The sequence below is a fragment of the Ruminococcus flavefaciens ATCC 19208 genome (assembly GCF_000518765.1).
Lineage (GTDB): Bacteria > Bacillota > Clostridia > Oscillospirales > Ruminococcaceae > Ruminococcus > Ruminococcus flavefaciens.
The window spans coordinates 217,054-231,322 of record NZ_KI912489.1 but is presented as its reverse complement, the minus strand read 5'-3'; the positions used below and the strand labels follow the sequence as shown (position 1 = coordinate 231,322).

The window sequence follows — 14,269 nt, the reverse complement described above, 5'->3', positions numbered from 1 at the left end:
ATGGCGGTGACATAAATGTGCGAGCTTCTCGGCTTCACTTCGGCAAGAAATACGGATATATCAGACTATCTGCGTACATTCTTTTCTCATAGCAACAAGAATCCTCACGGCTGGGGAATGATGTACGAAACTGACAGGCGCGAAATTCTGAAAGAAGCTGTCAGTGCTGAAAAAAGCACTTATCTGTCTGATATTATCGACTATTTGCCGCCGCAGAAGGCAGCTCTCGCACATATAAGATTTGCCACCGTTGGCAATATCAATGAACGTAACTGCCACCCATTTACAGATTCAGATATATCAGGCAGGGAATGGACTCTGATCCACAATGGAACTATCTTCAACAGCAGGCATAATCACCGCTATTCTGCCGTACAAACGGGAGATACGGACTCCGAGCGCTTCTTCCTTTCTCTCCTTGACAATATGAATGAGCATATTGCAAGAAGTGTTCCCAACGAGCGTGAGCGCTTCGAAATAGTGAATAAATTCATCGTTGAAAATGCTCCGAGGAACAAGCTGAACCTGATGATATACGACGGAGAGCTTTTGTACGTCCATAAAAATCTGAAAAACACCCTCTGCTTCAAAAGGCTTGAAGACGGCATTATTTTCTCTACCAAGCCCCTGGATGACGGAGTGTGGATACCCTTTCCAATGGCGCAGGTAATTGCTTACAAGAACGGTTATGAAGTCCACCGCGGCGACCGACATAAGGGCACTTTTGTGCCGACGCTTGAATACATCACAGCTATGGACGCAATGTATATTTAAGGAGATAATATGGGATATAATTTTTACGGCTGGGAAAACGCTATAGTTCCACCAATAAACAGTGATTTTAAGGGCATAGCTTCTCCGCAGGAGCTCTATGACGCTCTTACAGAAATATGGTGCGAATATACCTGCGCTCCGAGACTACGTGATAAATGGAGCAAGGATAATATCACTCTCGGGCAGTGTTCGATAACCGCATTTCTGGCGCAGGACATTTTCGGCGGAAAGGTTTACGGTGTGCTTCGTCCCAAGGGAAATTATCACTGCTACAACGTTGTTGGAGATGTGGTATTTGACCTTACCAGTGAGCAGTTCGGCGATGAAAAACTGGACTATACCGATAATCCCGAGCAGCTTCGTGAGGTGCATTTCGCAAAGGCTGAAAAGCGTGAGCGGTATGAGTACCTAAAAGCTGAACTATTAAGATTTCTGGAGAAAAAACATGAGCGTAAATGAACTGAAACAGGCTGTTATAACTGAAAACGAAATTGCTTTTTCACATAACGGCAATGAATATTTACTCTATGGCTGGGATCAGTGCGACGGGTATGTACTGAGCCTTGAATGCAACGGTGAGCTTGTATGGCAGTCCGCACCGCAGCCGAAAAAATCCTGTATAGAGGAGTTTATCAGCTATTATTCCGAACTGTAACTGACTATAGATTTCCAAAATCGGACAGTTGCTGCATTATACAGTATAATAATAACGTCAAACAGAAAGGAGTTGTTTCACGATGAAAAAGATATGTTGTTGTTTCTCGCTTAGCAATAAAATATCAGATTATCGGAGAAACAGCACTTTTGTATTCTAATAAAAAAGCTTCTTCAGTTACGAAGAAGCTTTTTCATTTTTGTGATTTAGCGTAACCAGAACCGCACCGCAAGCGATATGCCTGCGGTGCTGTCCAACAAAGAGTGTTATTCAAATTCGTTGAAATGATCTTCCAGTGACTTGTATATATCATCAGAACCTTCGGCTAAAATACTGTCGAGCGCCTGTTTGTATATATCGGTATTGTAGTGAAGTTCAATATCGTAGTCTTCCGTGTAGCCGAGATCAACGATAGTATCTTTAAGTGTGAGTGTACCCTTCTTGTCAGGATCGGGGCTTGATACGCTGTATCCGCCATAAACCTCAGTGTCAATGAAATCATCTTCGATGTCGATGTACTTCTTGACGTCCTTGATAGTTTTAGCATGGTCGGACTGTGTGAAGTGGTACGCCTTAATAAATGCACGTTCGATCGCTATGAAAGTATTGGGAGTACTGCTGAGTGCAGAGGTCTTTGCGACCTGACGGCAGCAGGGCTGATTCTCCAAAGCCTTTTCGTGAGCGCAGTAGTATACTACCTTATAGCCCTGAGACTTAGCCAGCGAAGCATACGGCGAGTATACCGAAGCTGCGTCGATAGAGCTGTTGAGAAGTGCTGCATAAGCGTCCTTCTGGCTGTCGAAGTAAACGATATTTACCTTGTCAGCACCCTCACCGATCTCGATATTTGCATTTTTCAGAAGTATCTGGAGCTCTGCGTCCTGAACGCTGTTCTTGACTGAAGCGACATTCCTGCCCTTGAGGACTTCCACGCCTGCCTCGTCCTTGTCAGCAAATTCAGACTTGATAACATAGCCGTGACCGTTTGTCATCGCACCGCCGAAAATCGAGACCTCATGTCCCTGACTCTGGAAAGTAAGTGTAGGAACAGAACCGATGAAAGCAACATCGAGCTTATCGGATTCGATACCGTTTATGAGCTCGGAAGCGCTTGAAAACTGGGTAAGTGTGACTTTAAGTCCCTCTTCCTTGAAGTATCCCTCTTCTGCTGCAACAAATGCGAGAAGATGTGCTGTTGAGTTCAGATAGCCGATATTGATGTCAGTCTTTTCGGGAGCTCCTATTTTGACCTTAGCTGCTTCTGTTGCAGCTTCCGAAGTGCTCTTTGATGCTGCACTCTCAGTTGTATTCTCAGCTGTCGTGGTGCTTGCAGTAGTGGTCTCGCCCTTCTCTGCGGAGCTGGATTCATTAAGCCCCGAGCAGCCTGTAAGCAGTGCCGCAGCTGCAATTACGGATATAAACTTTAATCTGTTATTTTTCATTTTCTTTACCTTTTCTTTCTTTTTATTCATCATCTCATTATTATTCGGTGCAACATCGCATTCGCACTGTGCTTAAAATGAATAGTGTATCTCTCATTATCATCACCTCTTGTCTTTTCTCTGCATTTATCATATCATACGAAAGCTTCGGTGTCCAATACATGAAATGCATAAGCGCCAATAGAAAAAACGTATATACGGAAAGCTTGAAAAAACAATGATGATATGATAAACTGATACTATCATATTAAACGAGGTGAAAAAATGAGAATATCCACCAAAGTCGAATTCGGCATCATAGCATTGCTTGATATAGCCTTAAACACAAACAATGAAAGTACAGTAAAAGTCAATGCCATATCAAAAAGAAATAATATCTCCGCCAAATATCTTGAACAGATACTTCCGCTTCTGAAGCAGTCCAACCTTATAAGCAGCGTAAAGGGATCAAGCGGCGGATACAGGATACAGCGAGAACTTGGTGATATTACTCTTTATGAGATAGTGAACGCCCTTGACAGGTCAATTCTCGCATCTTCGGAATTCAGCAAGGAGCTTGAACAAAATGCTACCGACGCAATAGAAAAATGCCTGTGGGAACCCATGACCAGTTACCTTTGTAAATACACGCAAAAGATGACCTTGAAGGACCTAACGGATATGTACTACGAGCGAAAAAACTACAATGATGATATTTCATTTTTAAGCGCACGTATATAATAATAATGAAAGCGCCGGAACTTTTTTCAGTTCGGGCGCTTTTATATCAAGTTCGTTTATTATCAGAAAATTTGATAACAGGTCATCAATTATTTGAATTGGACAACTATGAAAATATATGAGATAATATTTCATATCGACCCGATACGTCGATAAACTTGAAAGAAATGAAGGAAATAAATATGAATATTATCAAAAAAACTTTATCCGCAATTTTAGGCTTTGCATTGGTCTATACTGTATCAGGTCATTATTACCTCAGTGCAAAAGCCGATGATACAACGGCTCTCGTTACCGAATACTCTGACCTGTGGAGCGGTAACATTACAGTCAAATCAGGCAGCAGTGTAAAATGGTATGTAAACGTTCCCGAGGGAACCGAGCCTAAGGGCTGCGGCGCAACTATAAAGATACCCGATCTTGGCTTCGGAACTGATACAAATAATAAAGACGAAGGACTCATTACCCTTGTACAGGGTGAGAATTTCATATATGAGTTTACTCCCGAAACGGAAAGGGATATCCTTTTCACCTGCCGTATGGGGTCTTCTTGCCATCATAATTATATCCACGTTACCTCTGACGGTACATATCAAGCGGCAAAACCCTCTGACGTCACCAATATTTCCGCTGAGCGAAACGGCAATAACGTTACGGTAAGCTTTACAGCTCCCGAATCACCAAACGGAGCTGCGATCACAGGCTACAAGGTAACTGCAACAGATGAAAGCGGTAAACGGAAAAAGCTGACCGTAAATGGAAGTCCCGCTGTATTTGAGGGACTTGAAGCCGACCAGTCCTACACATTTAAGGTCATAACACTGGCAACTTCGGGAGACAGCGCAGGCGATAATGAGTTCGTACTGGCAGACACTGGCAATAAAACCGAGGATAACACTACAGAGACACCCGAAAGCAGTACTGCTGTTACAACTTCTGTAACAACTACTTCTTCAAAGCCAGCCACAACAACGATAGCTTCAGCAAAAAGCAGCAGTCCCAAAACAGGCGTTGCTGGTGTCGGAGCTGCTGAATCTGTACTCGGCATTTCGACACTTCTCCTCTTGTTTTCAAGCCGTTCCAAAAGGAAAAGCAAATAAAAATATCCATACATTATATTAAGGATATAATTCATTTCGCTACAGATTTGCAATGCTATAAGTCTGATAATGTGTTTCCAATCCTTTGAACAATTCAATATACAGATAGCCTCCGAGCGTTGTGAAAGCATAGTGCTGACACAGTTCGGAGGTCTTTCTTTTTCTATATATTTTTTCAAAAAGAGATTCTAAAAATACTCTGTAAAAACAATGCCCAATTTCAATTTGGACTTTATTCTGAAATACAAAAAAATAACTACGCAGTCGTTAAACTACGTAGTTACGAGATTTTTGAGAGCTTGTGACGGGACTCGAACGGACGACTACGTGTTACCAGCTCAGACTTTTTGAGCATCCCTTGCGAGGCCTACTCGGTTTTTTATCACTCCTCTCATATTGGCTATTTTGCTGCGTAGACGCCTGCCAAATATCCCTAATCATAGCCAATATCTGGGATATTTCCGAAAAAGGCGCCTGCTTTTTGTGAACTTGGCAAGAAAGACGTCTGCTCTCACGTTGCAACAAACGCCGAATATTCGGCGGGCTTTGCCCGTCCGAGGTGAATTGGCTGGCGGTTTGACGCCAGCCTTTAACCTGCAAACTGGAAAGGGGCACGGGTTCTCCCGTTTTCAGCGGCAGGCGGAATGCCGTCTGCGATGCTTGCCGGTCTTGCGGACCGACTTCCGTACCTCCAACTCTTTTGTTTTTTCGATACCACTATTATCCCCACACTCGCTCCACGTTGCGCGACAACCGCTTTCAACGGGAGCAGTGGGGCAGCTATACCATTTTCACTCTGAGGACGGCAAACTTTGGGCTTTCTGTGTGCGTTTCGGATATTGCTCCTTTACCGGTTACTGCCATAGCTATCCGCGCAAAAAAGTCAATAAGAACCGATGCCGAATTTTATAAGCTATAACTGACAAAGATCTGAAAATTTAATTGTTTATCAGTTATAGCTGTGATTAGTGCTCTGGAACAGCTACCCGATAACTCTCCGAGATATTGCACACAATTGTTTTAACAAAGCTCTTGATTAAATCGCTCTGTTGTGGTATAATAACTACACTAAACGAAAGGAGGCGGTAACATGACATATGAACTGCGGCACTTTGATACTACGCTAATGAGGTTCACAGCGACTGAGGATACAAGCACGCCCGAGATAGAAATACTCTGGGTGAACGAAGAAAAGAAGGCGTTACTGCCTCTTGACATGGATATTGACGGCGACAGCGTTTCGCGTTGGCTGAGGCACAGGACTATTCCGAAAAATCGTGCATATGTACACAGTTTCCTAAGCAAATGCGGACTGAATCTCAACCGTCCAATGAGCATTCTCAGCGTATCGAAGGGACTGTCTCTGAACGATTGCTACTGGGTAGTTGAGGAAGGCTTCAATGGCAGCTTTGCTGAGTATAACCTTTACGATAACAGGTTCAGCAGAGTGCTGGGACTTATCGCGTTCACAGGCTACGGAAGTTCTGTTAGGACTTCTCTGGCTTCGTGTCCTGAGTTCACTACAAATGGTATGCTGCCCAAGTGCTGGCGCAGAGAAAGCGGTGCTATCAGGCTCTACAAGGACGGAACGAGCGGAGCTTCCAATACAGGCAACGAGCCCTATTCGGAGTTCTACGCTGCTCAGATAGCGGAAGTCCTCGGCGTAAACGCTATCACATACAATCTTTCAAAATGGCAGAGCGAGCTGTGCTCTACCTGCGAGCTGTTCACAAGCAAAGACTATTCATTTATGCCCATAGGCAGACTTGTCACCAAAGGCGGTATGAAAGCTGTCCGTGAATATTATGCATCGCTGGGTGAGGAGTTTATTAACGCTCTTGACGATATGCTGGTGCTTGACGCGATAATATGCAACGTTGACAGGCACTTCGGAAACTTTGGATTCTTAGTCGATAACCGCACGAACAAGATAGCTGTTCCTGCACCGCTGTTCGACCACGGCAATTCGCTGTTCAATCTTGCAGGCAGAGACGATCTTGCTTCAGATAAGACCCTCAGCGATTATGCGGATACGCTTGTCCCCTGCGTGTACGACGACTTCATCGGCACTGCTAAACAGGTGCTTACCAACAGGCACAAAGACGGTCTCCGCAGGCTGCTCGACTTCCGCTTCAAACGCCATTCAAGATATAATCTCGACAGCAAGCGGTTAAAACTCATTGAGGAACAGGTACACAAAAGGGCAAAGAAATTACTGAAATAAAGCAAATCATCAAATCGAAGGGAGGCTTCGCCGTGTATTATATAATGAATAAAGACCGTATCATCGCGGAATTTGATTATACTAAAAACGAGCTCGGCACAGCTGTCCCAAAGCTTATCTCAGGCAGTCTCCCCGAGATATACGGTGATATGAAGCTTAAAAGCTGGCTCGAAACTCGCCGCAGTGCCAAGCACCGCGCGGAGATAGCAAAGCTGCTGCGAAGCCTCGGAATGACCGACATCAAGAGCTTTATTGACGTATCCCTCGGACTGACTCTCACGGATACGCTGTGGGTAAAGGAAGAGCACTCTGACAGCAAGTGGAACGATGTCAACCTTTACGACAACGAGTTCAGCGAAATTGTGTCACAGACCGCATTCATGGGCGGTATATCTGATCTGAGCTTCAAGACAACATCTCCTGAGTACGGAACTGACGGTATGCTTCCTAAGTGCTGGGTTCGGCGTCTCGACGGAGTTTATCTTCTCAAAGGCGGTACAAAGGGATTTGACGGGGCAGGCTTCGAGCCTTACTCCGAATACTTCGTCTCACAGCTCGAAAATGCACTCGGCATTGAGCATATTGAATACGACCTCGACAGCTATCACGACAGGATCGTCAGCACCTGCAAGCTGATAACTTCCAAGGAAGTCAGCATGATACCTTCGGCGTATTATTTCAGAAACTGCTCTGAATTGCCTGAATATCTTGATATTGCGGACAAACTGGGTGCAGGTGATAAACTGCGCGATATGCTCGTGCTTGACGCTCTTACCTGCAACTACGACAGGCATCTGAACAACATTCAGTTCCTCGTTGATTCGGATACTTACGAGATAATAAGCCTTGCTCCTGTATTTGACAACGGTATGGGACTTTGCAGTCATTACAAAAACGAAACTGCCGAAGACTTTATCGAATACGGCAGCAACCACGTTCCTTTTGCGTATTACAGCTTCGACGATCATATTCCGACCCTTATGAGCGAGGATATGCACCGCCGACTGGATTATATAAAGGATTTCAGCTTTGTGAACCACAAGGACTTCCCTGTTTCTGATGAAAGACTTTCTGCTCTGAATGGCTTTATTAAGCACAGGATAGACAGACTGCTTGAACTGTATAATGCGTAAAATAGCCGCAGGAAAAATCTCCTGCGGCTTTATTCTTTATATGCTACTTCAGCACCCAACCGTTATCGCCGTGATATATCATCTGCTTGGTCATACCGCCGTCGATGCAGATATTCTCGCCTGTAATGAAGCCTGCCTTGTCGGAGCATAGAAACAGCACCATATTAGCAATGTCAAGCGGATTCCCTACACGTCCGCAGGGCTGCTGATAGGCGTCTGGACCTTCGTACACCTTGTAGGACGTATCTATCCAGCCCGGAGATATGGAGTTCACACGCACTTTTCCTGCGAGGCTTACTGCCAGAGCATGAGTGAGGGCAGCAATTCCGCCCTTTGCCGCGGTGTAGCTCTCGGTCTGCGGCTGACTCATGCGGTCACGGGAGGACGAGATATTGATGATACTGCCGCCCTTATTAAAGTGCGGAGCAAACAGCTTCGACAGGTAAAACGGCGCAGTCACTCCCACGGAAAGTGCATATTGAAACTCCTCATAGCTGCACTCGTCGATACCTTTCATCAACGGCAGAGCGTTGTTGATAAGGTAGTCGATGTGTCCGTGCTTGGCTATGACCTGCTGTGCAAACTTTTCAAGCACGGTCTTGTCGGAAATATCTCCCACGAAATGATCGCTCTCAGCTTTGTCTATCACGCACACCGCCGCTCCGTTTTTGCGAAACTCCTCAGCTATGCACTTTCCGATACCATTTGCGCCGCCTGTTATTACAGCTACTTTGTTTTTGAACGAGTCCTTCATACTTTCTCCTTTTTATAAACAGCTATCACATAAAGTTCAAGGCTATCGTTTCGCCTGTCATAAATCACATTATCCACAACAGGTATCAAGTGAAAAAAGCCTTTATGATTTGTACTGTAAACACAGTAAGAACCGTCATTCAGTTCAAGCTCTCCTACAGTTGCATTCTCGTATTCCGTCGTTTTATAAAAGCCATGTTTCGCCATATATTGCCCGAACACAGTTTCGTTATTATATGTTTCATATCCAAGTTCTTGTGCAAGGGCAGTAAGCTCTGCCTTGACAGTACTGTATTCCTTACCTGTTAGCTTAGTCATTGTTCTCACAACGCAGCTCCTGCTTTCATCGTTTGGATTATAGTATTCAAATTCCATATCAAACCTCTCCAGTTGTCCATTTTACGCCTTTAGCAATACGCTTCTCAGGCTCGTTGAAGTGTCCGCCGTCGTTCCATTCAAGGATATGACGGGACACATTTTTATCGCCGCACACAAGCTCATACTGCCTGCGAGTGCAGTCTCCCACAGTCGCCATAATGCGGTCGCGAGCCCTTTCCTCACGGTCACCGAGGCTGAGATATACGGAGCTGTTTTGCGGAGTGGTATGGCTCTCGGCGTAGCTTACCCAGTTGCCGAACCACAGCGAGCCCGAGCAGCTTATAACTGCGCTGAACGCCTGACTTTCATAGAACGCCCATAGGTTGAAAAGCCCCGCCAGCGAGTATCCGCAGAGGATACGCTCTCCCGCCAGACCGTACTTCTTCTCGCAGCTGGGAATACAGTCGTTCAGAAGCCAGTCCAGAGTTTTCCGTCCTCCGCCAGAGAATGACATCTTCTTGTTGAGGGTGAACTCCCACGGCGAAAAGTCGGCGTTCCAGTCCTCGACCTCATAAATGATATAGTTGCACTTCACGTCCTCGCACAGCTCGAGGACTTTTTCAATTGTCTCGGAGCTGTTCTTCATCTCGCCCCAGTATATCGTGGGCAAGTCAGCACCGTTTATTATGATATGGCAGGTTTTGCCGCTGATCTCAATAGTTTTCATTTTTTTCCATATACACAAATTCGAGTTCATCATTTACGGCTTTTCGTGCGAATATAGAATAGCCCAGTTTCTGATACAGGCGAATATTATCCAGACTTCGGGTACTTGTGAAAAGCTCATATCGCTTATCTGGAAAGCATTTCTCTATCTCGGACAGAAGTCTTGTTCCGTAGCCTTTGTGTCGGCGGTCGGGATGTACCATGAGCTTGCCGATATAAACTGTTCCGTCACGTTCCTGTGCCCGAACTGAACCGATAATAGTATTATTGTCATCGACCATTTTTAGTATCACTCCGCTTTTGAACTCCTCAACGACTTCATCAAGAGTCTGTTTCAGCGGAGGAATGTCCCTGCTGCCGAACAACTCCGCCTCGCTTTGATACGCAAGGTATTGAAGCTGTAATATCTCTTGCAGGTCGCTGTGTTCGACTTTTTTTATTACGCACATAACATATCCACCTCGAATTTTTCGTTTACAGAATTATACCATATTTCGCACAATTATTCAATGGATATGGCTGAATAAATGTGAAATTTATCAATGAGTGATATTGGAATAGTATCAAGTATCGCAACACATAACGTGACAACCCAAACCCGCTTAGAAGCCTATTCTAAGCGGGTTTTCAATGTGCATGTGTTACAAAATTGATACCACTTCATGCGCGGAAAAAAATTCGAGTCCCAATTATACTGAGACGCGAACTTGCCTGCGGGGGCTCCCCGCTGGAGCTTGTGACGGGACTCGAACCTGCGACTACCGGTTGTCACATAGAGGAAACGGTTGTTTCCTCTATGCTTATTTTACGCTGCTTTCTTTGTAGTCTGATTCAAATTTCCCACGAATTTATAATATATCTCGACCTGCTGAAAGGTCTTTCCGTCAATTTCTTCTTTATGATGGACAAATATCTTATCAATGAACTCATTTATGATAATATCATCAAGCTCTTTGATGTCAGTGTACTTATCAATGACACTCGTAAACTTTTCTGTCTCGTCAGTTGTAAGCTTGTATTTTGCAAGCTCTGATGACATTTCATTTACCGACTCCTTCAGTTTGGACTGTTCATCTTCAAATCTATTTGACATCTGAACATAACGGTTATCAGGAATCTTGCCAAGAGCGTTATCCTCATAAAGCTTATTCAGAAGGTGGTCAAGCTCGGCTACTCTTTCCTGTGCCTTATCGAGCTCATGTTTCAGCATTACTATTCTTTTACTGCTGATACCGCTGCATCTGTTTTCAAGGAAGGCTCTGAAACCGTCTTTGTTTTTACGGTAAGATCTCAGCAGCCGCCTTATGTCCTTAAGCACAAGGTCATAGATAACATCGTAGTTGATGTAATGCGATGCACAGTATTCCTTGCCATGAGTTTTGTACAGCCAGCAAGAGTATGCTCCATGATATGTGCCATCTCTGCGCTGCTTCTGAGAGTAGGTGAGTGCATGACCGCAGTCGGCGCAGTAGAGCAGACCTGCGAACATCTGAACCTCACCTGTCTGCGTTGGACGCCTCTTGGTACTCATCATTCTGTGTGCTTCGTCCCACAGCTCCTGGGAGATTATCGGCTCATGACAGTTCTCAACTATTATCCAGTCCTCCCTCGGGACCTTGACCTTCTCCTTGCTTTTCATTGACTTGCACCGCTGCTTTCCGTAGATCAGTTTGCCGAGGTAGACCTCGTTTTCGAGAATCACTCGGATAGAAGTAACGTGCCAGTCGAATTCCTTTCTCCAGTAATCCGACTTGAAGTAATCGGGATTATGGAGATTGAAGTATGCGATAGGAGTGAGAACTTTTTCCTCGCGGAAGATTTTTGTTGTCCTATTGAAGCCGATACCCTGCGCCGCCATTCTGAATATCCTTCGTACCGTCTCCGCAGCAGGCTCATCTATCACAAGGTGATGTCTGTCATTGGGGTCCAGCTTGTAGCCGAAGGGAGGCTTTGAACCGATGTACTGTCCGGCTTTCGCTTTTGCCTTCTTCGCCGTTCTTGTTTTGAGCGAAGCCTCGCGTGCGAAGTAATCGTTCAGCACATTTCTCATCGGGAACATCATATCGTTTTCGTTTTTCATGGAGTCGTAGTTGTCGCTCACAGCAATGAAACGAACTCCGAGCTCCTTGAACTTTTCAACGTACATTCCTACTTCGATATACGACCTTCCGAATCGTGACTGGTCTTTTACCAGGACGGTATCTATCAGCCCGTTCTGGATGTCCTCATACATTCTCTGGAACGCAGGACGGTCAAAGTTAGTGCCGCTGTATCCGTCATCATCGTACACTTCATAATTATCTATTGCATGATCCTTGCAGTACTGCTCCAATAATAATTTCTGCGAGCCAATGCTTACGCTTTCACCCATTCGCCCGTCATCGACCGAGAGCCTGCAATACAGAGCTGCTTTTTTAGGCTGTTTGTTTTTCATTATAACTCCTTTCACAGCCGTGCAGCAGATCCTTACACGGACAGTATACCACATATCCGCTTCGGAATCCAGTGTGCACAGCTGATTTCGTAGGACTGCACAAAAAACATTTTCCGACTTTTACATCGACTCGCTCTCGGTCTGCTTTGCATCAAAGGCAGGCTTTTCATCCCCCCTTTCGAGCTGTCGGAGCATTAATTCTCCGAGCGACTCTTCAGCTCTTTTCCTGCCAAGGAAAGCAGACCAAACACGATAGGTGACACCGTCAACAGTACAGTCGTGATGCAATACGGACTGTACCTCGGGATCTTCACTGCAATGAGTCTTTTCAAGGTTTATGCTCATACATCCGCCTCCTCTAAAACTATTCAATTCAAATTCACAGGTACAAAATCAAATCGTACCGTCTTTGCTGAGCCTGCGTGTTTCAAACCCAGACTTTTTTGAGCTCCCTTTCGGGTTGGCTCAGTGTATCTATATCAATCCTCCCTCTGAAATCTTACAGCACTCTCAAAATTTATAATTCCGTTTATCCGCCTGACCTCATCGGTAACCATCTCGCGGAGTTTAAAGAGTGTTGTATCTTCAATATCATTTATCGCCGCAAGAATATGAGTTTGTGCTCCTACTTCAACGGCGAGTTTGAATATCGCACGCGACAAATGCTGCTCCGAGCCTTTGATATATCCGTCGATTATTGTTGCAAGCTGCGGTGCTAAATATTCTATTGCTGTATGATCCTGTGTGTTAAGATAACCACAGTAGAAACGGATAGCTTTTTCAATAAAAGCAGACCTCGAAGTGCAACAGTCCTTCCTATATGCCGCATCAACCATATCAAGTGTTTCGGGATACAACTTCATCCCGAATCGTATCTTTTCGGACGAATATGCGACTTGATTATTATCGGATTCATCGCTGTTTTTCTGATTATTGTCTGTTATATGCGACCTCATTTTCAAAAACCTCCGTTCTATGCGACTTTCTGGCACAGTTTATTATTGCCGAAACTTCGGCGGGCTTTGCCCGTCCGATGTGAGCATTCGGGCGCTCATGCGACCGAATTTTAACCTGCAAACTGGAAAGGGGCACGGGTTCTCCCGTTTCAGCGGCAGGCGGAATGCCAACCGCTATGCTTGCCGGTCTTGCGGACCGACTTCCGTACCTCCAACTCTTTCGTTTTTTCGATACCACTATTATCCCCACACTCGCTCCACGTTGCGCGACAATCGCGTTCAACGCGAGCGGTGGGGTAACTATACTATTTCCCTTTTGAGGACGGCAAACTCGAGGCTTTCTGCGCGTGTTTCAGATAAACGCTCCTTATATGCTGTTGTCACAGATGTTATAGCTGAAGAAAAAGCGCTTACTTGATTTATAATTATCATGTAATATATATCTTCCTTCTTAGCTATAATAATATATTATCTTGTATACTTAATATATAAGCCTATGACATCATGACACAGCCCCTATGACAATTAACTTTTAAATTTCAATGCCAACTCTGCGTCGCGGAGCTTGTCCTCGTCCATGTCATAATTCAGGAATGCGACCTCGTAAGAGTTCTGGACCTGACGACCGTTGCCTGCATAGTTGTGACGGATACGAATGATATCCTTCTGTGCAAGAGTTTTCAGTGCACGCTCAACATTGCTCACCGACATCGCTGTATCTCTTGCGATACCTGTGTGGCTTATTGACGCACTTTTCTTTTCATCGTCATAGTGACAGAGTAATTCCATCACCACCTTGAACTCGGCAGGCGTAGTGATGTTGAGATACTCAAGCGGAGAGTTGATTCCGTTAGAGTATGCTGTGCAGTTGATAACGTTCAAATCTTTCATCTACATCTTCCTTTCGCGTTTCGAGTTTTTACTTGTGATGTCAAGAGTGTCCGGACGCCTTAACTGTGTTCAGTATACACGCTCTCTTGACAAAAGTCAATAGATATAGTATACTATCTCTACCGAGTTCAATCTATAATCTA

General features: G+C 44.9%; 16 protein-coding genes. 7 read left to right on the top strand and 9 right to left on the bottom strand.

Features of this window, described 5'->3' with window-relative positions:
- Positions 1-15: 15 nt before the first annotated feature.
- Genes L870_RS0107790 through L870_RS0107780 form a run of 3 tightly spaced genes read left to right on the top strand, consistent with a single transcriptional unit; the run spans position 16 to position 1,429 of the window.
- The gene (locus L870_RS0107790) at positions 16-774 is read left to right on the top strand and encodes a class II glutamine amidotransferase (RefSeq protein WP_028517671.1); all 759 of its coding nucleotides are present in this window, start codon (positions 16-18) and stop codon (positions 772-774) included.
- 9 nt (positions 775-783) lie between these two features.
- Positions 784-1,233 carry a YunG family protein gene (locus L870_RS0107785; RefSeq protein WP_028517670.1) on the top strand — a complete coding sequence of 150 codons (450 nt, stop codon included), beginning with the start codon at positions 784-786 and terminating at the stop codon, positions 1,231-1,233.
- Positions 1,220-1,429 (top strand): hypothetical protein, encoded by a 210-nt coding sequence (locus L870_RS0107780; protein WP_028517669.1) that lies wholly within the window; start codon positions 1,220-1,222, stop codon positions 1,427-1,429. Before L870_RS0107785 ends, L870_RS0107780 begins: the two co-directional genes overlap by 14 nt.
- Before the next feature lie 266 nt (positions 1,430-1,695).
- Here L870_RS0107780 and L870_RS0107775 read toward each other — a convergent pair whose 3' ends face one another.
- The gene (locus L870_RS0107775; protein ID WP_162148436.1) at positions 1,696-2,871 is read right to left on the bottom strand and encodes an ABC transporter substrate-binding protein; all 1,176 of its coding nucleotides are present in this window, start codon (positions 2,869-2,871) and stop codon (positions 1,696-1,698) included.
- A 264-nt stretch (positions 2,872-3,135) separates the two neighbouring features.
- On the opposite strand from L870_RS0107775, the gene L870_RS17035 reads away from it, so the two are divergent.
- The 4 genes from L870_RS17035 to L870_RS0107755 all read left to right on the top strand — a co-directional run bounded on the left by L870_RS17035 (position 3,136) and on the right by L870_RS0107755 (position 8,048).
- Positions 3,136-3,591, top strand: coding sequence for an RrF2 family transcriptional regulator (locus L870_RS17035; protein ID WP_051411467.1), 456 nt, complete (start codon positions 3,136-3,138; stop codon positions 3,589-3,591).
- A gap of 182 nt (positions 3,592-3,773) precedes the next feature.
- The gene (locus L870_RS0107765; RefSeq protein WP_028517667.1) at positions 3,774-4,691 is read left to right on the top strand and encodes a fibronectin type III domain-containing protein; all 918 of its coding nucleotides are present in this window, start codon (positions 3,774-3,776) and stop codon (positions 4,689-4,691) included.
- 1,090 nt (positions 4,692-5,781) lie between these two features.
- Positions 5,782-6,915, top strand: coding sequence for a HipA domain-containing protein (locus L870_RS0107760; protein WP_028517666.1), 1,134 nt, complete (start codon positions 5,782-5,784; stop codon positions 6,913-6,915).
- Positions 6,916-6,947: 32 nt separating this feature from the next.
- Positions 6,948-8,048, top strand: coding sequence for a HipA domain-containing protein (locus tag L870_RS0107755; protein ID WP_028517665.1), 1,101 nt, complete (start codon positions 6,948-6,950; stop codon positions 8,046-8,048).
- Between the two features lie 43 nt (positions 8,049-8,091).
- Here L870_RS0107755 and L870_RS0107750 read toward each other — a convergent pair whose 3' ends face one another.
- The 8 genes from L870_RS0107750 to L870_RS0107710 all read right to left on the bottom strand — a co-directional run bounded on the left by L870_RS0107750 (position 8,092) and on the right by L870_RS0107710 (position 14,126).
- Positions 8,092-8,802, bottom strand: a complete 711-nt coding sequence (locus tag L870_RS0107750; protein ID WP_028517664.1) for an SDR family NAD(P)-dependent oxidoreductase — start codon at positions 8,800-8,802, stop codon at positions 8,092-8,094.
- Positions 8,799-9,176, bottom strand: a complete 378-nt coding sequence (locus tag L870_RS0107745; protein WP_028517663.1) for a hypothetical protein — start codon at positions 9,174-9,176, stop codon at positions 8,799-8,801. The genes L870_RS0107750 and L870_RS0107745 overlap by 4 nt, the downstream gene beginning before the upstream one ends.
- Before the next feature lies 1 nt (position 9,177).
- On the bottom strand, positions 9,178-9,846 hold the full coding sequence (locus L870_RS0107740) for an alpha/beta hydrolase-fold protein (RefSeq protein ID WP_028517662.1): 669 nt from the start codon (positions 9,844-9,846) through the stop codon (positions 9,178-9,180).
- On the bottom strand, positions 9,833-10,294 hold the full coding sequence (locus L870_RS0107735; RefSeq protein ID WP_028517661.1) for a GNAT family N-acetyltransferase: 462 nt from the start codon (positions 10,292-10,294) through the stop codon (positions 9,833-9,835). The genes L870_RS0107740 and L870_RS0107735 overlap by 14 nt, the downstream gene beginning before the upstream one ends.
- 356 nt (positions 10,295-10,650) lie before the next feature.
- Complete coding sequence (locus tag L870_RS0107730; protein WP_028517660.1) at positions 10,651-12,279, bottom strand: recombinase family protein; 1,629 nt, start codon at positions 12,277-12,279, stop codon at positions 10,651-10,653.
- 120 nt (positions 12,280-12,399) lie between these two features.
- Positions 12,400-12,624, bottom strand: coding sequence for a hypothetical protein (locus tag L870_RS0107725; RefSeq protein WP_028517659.1), 225 nt, complete (start codon positions 12,622-12,624; stop codon positions 12,400-12,402).
- Positions 12,625-12,758: 134 nt separating this feature from the next.
- Complete coding sequence (locus tag L870_RS0107720; RefSeq protein WP_051411466.1) at positions 12,759-13,235, bottom strand: hypothetical protein; 477 nt, start codon at positions 13,233-13,235, stop codon at positions 12,759-12,761.
- Positions 13,236-13,760: 525 nt separating this feature from the next.
- Positions 13,761-14,126 (bottom strand): helix-turn-helix domain-containing protein, encoded by a 366-nt coding sequence (locus L870_RS0107710; protein ID WP_028517657.1) that lies wholly within the window; start codon positions 14,124-14,126, stop codon positions 13,761-13,763.
- Positions 14,127-14,269: the final 143 nt, after the last annotated feature.

What these genes read in the sequence shown, in the direction of transcription:
- L870_RS0107790 (WP_028517671.1), top strand. Translation starts at nt 16, where the DNA reads ATGTGCGAGCTTCTCGGCTTCACTTCGGCAAGAAATACGGATATATCA.
- L870_RS0107785 (WP_028517670.1), top strand. Translation starts at nt 784, where the DNA reads ATGGGATATAATTTTTACGGCTGGGAAAACGCTATAGTTCCACCAATA.
- L870_RS0107780 (WP_028517669.1), top strand. Translation starts at nt 1,220, where the DNA reads ATGAGCGTAAATGAACTGAAACAGGCTGTTATAACTGAAAACGAAATT.
- L870_RS0107775 (WP_162148436.1), bottom strand. Translation starts at nt 2,871, where the DNA reads ATGAAAAATAACAGATTAAAGTTTATATCCGTAATTGCAGCTGCGGCA.
- L870_RS17035 (WP_051411467.1), top strand. Translation starts at nt 3,136, where the DNA reads ATGAGAATATCCACCAAAGTCGAATTCGGCATCATAGCATTGCTTGAT.
- L870_RS0107765 (WP_028517667.1), top strand. Translation starts at nt 3,774, where the DNA reads ATGAATATTATCAAAAAAACTTTATCCGCAATTTTAGGCTTTGCATTG.
- L870_RS0107760 (WP_028517666.1), top strand. Translation starts at nt 5,782, where the DNA reads ATGACATATGAACTGCGGCACTTTGATACTACGCTAATGAGGTTCACA.
- L870_RS0107750 (WP_028517664.1), bottom strand. Translation starts at nt 8,802, where the DNA reads ATGAAGGACTCGTTCAAAAACAAAGTAGCTGTAATAACAGGCGGCGCA.
- L870_RS0107745 (WP_028517663.1), bottom strand. Translation starts at nt 9,176, where the DNA reads ATGGAATTTGAATACTATAATCCAAACGATGAAAGCAGGAGCTGCGTT.
- L870_RS0107740 (WP_028517662.1), bottom strand. Translation starts at nt 9,846, where the DNA reads ATGAAAACTATTGAGATCAGCGGCAAAACCTGCCATATCATAATAAAC.
- L870_RS0107735 (WP_028517661.1), bottom strand. Translation starts at nt 10,294, where the DNA reads ATGTGCGTAATAAAAAAAGTCGAACACAGCGACCTGCAAGAGATATTA.
- L870_RS0107730 (WP_028517660.1), bottom strand. Translation starts at nt 12,279, where the DNA reads ATGAAAAACAAACAGCCTAAAAAAGCAGCTCTGTATTGCAGGCTCTCG.
- L870_RS0107725 (WP_028517659.1), bottom strand. Translation starts at nt 12,624, where the DNA reads ATGAGCATAAACCTTGAAAAGACTCATTGCAGTGAAGATCCCGAGGTA.
- L870_RS0107720 (WP_051411466.1), bottom strand. Translation starts at nt 13,235, where the DNA reads ATGAGGTCGCATATAACAGACAATAATCAGAAAAACAGCGATGAATCC.
- L870_RS0107710 (WP_028517657.1), bottom strand. Translation starts at nt 14,126, where the DNA reads ATGAAAGATTTGAACGTTATCAACTGCACAGCATACTCTAACGGAATC.